This is a genomic window from Leucobacter sp. M11 (genome assembly GCF_035726885.1).
Lineage (GTDB): Bacteria > Actinomycetota > Actinomycetes > Actinomycetales > Microbacteriaceae > JAPFRB01.
On the sequence record NZ_JAPFRB010000005.1, the window covers coordinates 20374 to 23436 of the forward strand.

Genomic DNA, 3063 nt, shown 5'->3' on the forward strand with positions numbered 1-3063 from the left:
TCGCGCCCGGGGGGTGAGAGGGGTGATTTCGTTCATGTGCTGTCGCTCCGATCGCTCCAGAGCGCGGGCGGCGCTGCCCGCGCAGGACAGTGGCCCTATCGTAATAAGGTGGCGCGTATTGCATATGGGGCTGTCGATTCCCTGAGTGAAGTGCACAAGATTTCGGACGTCCCGCCCGGATTCTGTTGAGGATATGCACAGCCAGCGCGAGCGGAAGACCGCACGGCTCGGGGTGACGGTGCCCGGCCCGGCTGCCGGGAGGGGCACCGGGGCCCGGCCGCGCCACGCCCTCGGCGAACAGGCACGAATCTCCCGGAGCGACGCAGTAGATTCATAGTCAAGCCCTTTTATCGAACGGAGCGCAGCATGGCAGAGATGACCTTGCCGAACAGTGTGTTTGAGCGTCTACTGAAAGACCGAATCATCTGGCTCGGAACCGAAGTACGCGACGAGAACGCAAACGAGATCTGCGCGAAGATCCTGCTCCTCGCCGCGGAAGACCCCGAAGCAGACATCTACCTCTACATCAACTCGCCGGGTGGCTCGATCACCGCGGGAATGGCGATCTACGACACGATGTCCTTCGTGCCCAACGACATCGTCACGGTCGGCATCGGCATGGCCGCCTCGATGGGCCAGTTCCTGCTGACGGCCGGCACCCGGGGCAAGCGGTACATCACCCCGAACGCACGCGTGCTGCTGCACCAGCCGCACGGCGGCTTCGGCGGGACCGCGAGCGACATCCAGACCCAGGCTCAGCTCATCGTCTCGATGAAGAACCGCCTGGCGGAGATCACCGCGGCGCAGACCGGCAAGACGGTTGAGCAGATCAACGCAGACGGTGACCGCGACCGCTGGTTCACCGCCGAGGAGGCGCTGGAGTACGGCTTTGTCGACTTCATCCGCGACTCCGCAACCGACGTCATCGGCGGCGGCGGCACCCAGCAGAGCGACGACAAGTAGCGAACAGGAGATTCGACTGATGCTCACCCCTACCTCACCGGCACAGGCCATGTCCGGGCTGGAGATGCCCGGCTCGCGGTACATCCTGCCCACCTTCGAGGAGCGCACCGCCTACGGCTACAAGCGCCAGGACCCCTACGCGAAGCTCTTCGAGGACCGGATCATCTTCCTCGGCGTGCAGGTTGACGACGCCTCCGCGGACGATGTCATGGCCCAGCTGCTCGTCCTCGAAAGCCAGGACCCCGAGCGCGACATCACGATGTACATCAACTCGCCCGGTGGCTCCTTCACCGCGATGACCGCGATCTACGACACGATGCAGTACATCCGCCCGCACGTGCAGACCGTGTGCCTCGGCCAGGCGGCCTCCGCCGCGGCCGTGCTGCTCGCGGGCGGCACCCCGGGCAAGCGCCTCGCACTGCCCAACGCCCGCGTGCTCATCCACCAGCCCTCCACCGGCCAGTCCGGTCACGGCCAGGCATCGGATATCGAGATTCAGGCCGCGGAGATCCTCCGGATGCGCGAGTGGCTGGAGGAGACGCTCTCCAAGCACTCCAACCGGACGGTGGAGCAGATCCACGACGACATCGACCGCGACAATATCCTGAGCGCGGCCCAGGCCCAGGAGTACGGGTTCGTGGACCAGGTGCTCACGAGCCGCAAGAACCCCCTCGCGCTGCCCCAGGCATAGCGCGACCGCGGCTGCCACCGACACAGCCGACCGGGCCGAGCGATCGGCGCGTGTCTGTCGGTGGCAGCCGCTAGGCTCTTACTGAGTGGTCACGGAAGACCGCGCGGTCACGCGGCGGCACACGGCGGTCACACTGGCAAGGAGGCATGGCATGGCAAAGATCGGTGAAACCGGAGATCTGCTGAAGTGCTCCTTCTGCGGCAAGACGCAGAAACAGGTGCAGCAGCTCATCGCCGGGCCCAGCATTTACATTTGCGACGAGTGCGTTGGTCTCTGCAACGAGATCATCGAGGAACGGCTCACCGAGAGCGAGGCCGAAGAGGCCGCCGAGTTCGTCCTGTCCAAGCCCAAGGAAATCTTCGCCTTCCTCGAGGAATACGTCATCGGCCAGGAGTCCGCGAAGCAGTCGCTCTCCGTCGCCGTGTACAACCACTACAAGCGCATCCAGGCGCTCAAGACGCTGCAGAGCGCCGACGACCTCGCCGACGAGGTCGAGATCGCGAAGTCCAACATCCTGCTCATCGGCCCGACCGGCTGCGGCAAGACCTATCTCGCGCAGTCGCTGGCCCGACAGCTCAACGTGCCCTTCGCCGTTGCCGACGCCACCGCGCTCACCGAGGCGGGCTACGTCGGCGAGGACGTCGAGAACATTCTCCTGAAGCTCCTCCAGGCCGCGGACTTCGATGTCCAGCGGGCCGAGACCGGCATCATCTACATCGACGAGATCGACAAGATCGCTCGCAAGGCCGAGAACCCGTCGATTACACGTGACGTCTCGGGGGAGGGGGTGCAGCAGGCGCTCCTGAAGATTCTGGAGGGCACCGTCGCCTCCATTCCGCCGCAGGGCGGCCGCAAGCACCCCAACCAGGAATTCATCCAGCTCGACACCACGAATGTTTTGTTTATCGTGGCCGGGGCCTTCGCCGGACTGGAGACGATCATCGAGGCCCGCAACGGCGCCTCCGGTATCGGCTTCGGGGCCTCGCTGCGCGCGGTCGAGGAGAAGCCGGACGTCTTCGCGGAGGTGCTCCCCGAAGACCTGCACAAGTTCGGCCTGATTCCCGAGTTCATCGGCCGGCTGCCCGTCGTCGCCACGGTGGAGCAGCTCGATCAGAGCGCCCTCGTGCGGATCCTCACCGAGCCAAAGAACGCCCTGATTCGCCAGTACGTCCGCATGTTTGAGATCGATGGGGTGAGCCTCGAATTCGAGCCGGAAGCGATCGAGGCCATCGCGGATCTCGCGGTCCAGCGCAAGATCGGTGCGCGCGGGCTGCGCGCGATCCTCGAGGACATCCTCGGCCCCGTCATGTTCGAGGTGCCCTCGAACGAGAACGTCGCCAAGGTGATCATCACCCCCGCTGCCGTGCGCAAGGAGGCCGAGCCGCGCATCCTGCAGCGCCGTCGCGGCG

Annotated in this window: 3 protein-coding genes; all 3 read left to right on the plus strand. The window is 65.4% G+C overall.

What is annotated here, in order from left to right:
- The first annotated feature begins 366 nt into the window (after window positions 1-366).
- On the plus strand, window positions 367-963 hold the full coding sequence (locus OOT08_RS15355; RefSeq protein ID WP_325093716.1) for an ATP-dependent Clp protease proteolytic subunit: 597 nt from the start codon (window positions 367-369) through the stop codon (window positions 961-963).
- A gap of 19 nt (window positions 964-982) precedes the next feature.
- Window positions 983-1654 carry an ATP-dependent Clp protease proteolytic subunit gene (locus OOT08_RS15360; RefSeq protein WP_325093717.1) on the plus strand — a complete coding sequence of 224 codons (672 nt, stop codon included), beginning with the start codon at window positions 983-985 and terminating at the stop codon, window positions 1652-1654.
- Between the two features lie 151 nt (window positions 1655-1805).
- A partial coding sequence (clpX, locus tag OOT08_RS15365) for an ATP-dependent Clp protease ATP-binding subunit ClpX (RefSeq protein ID WP_325093718.1) occupies window positions 1806-3063 on the plus strand: 1258 nt, incomplete at its 3' end.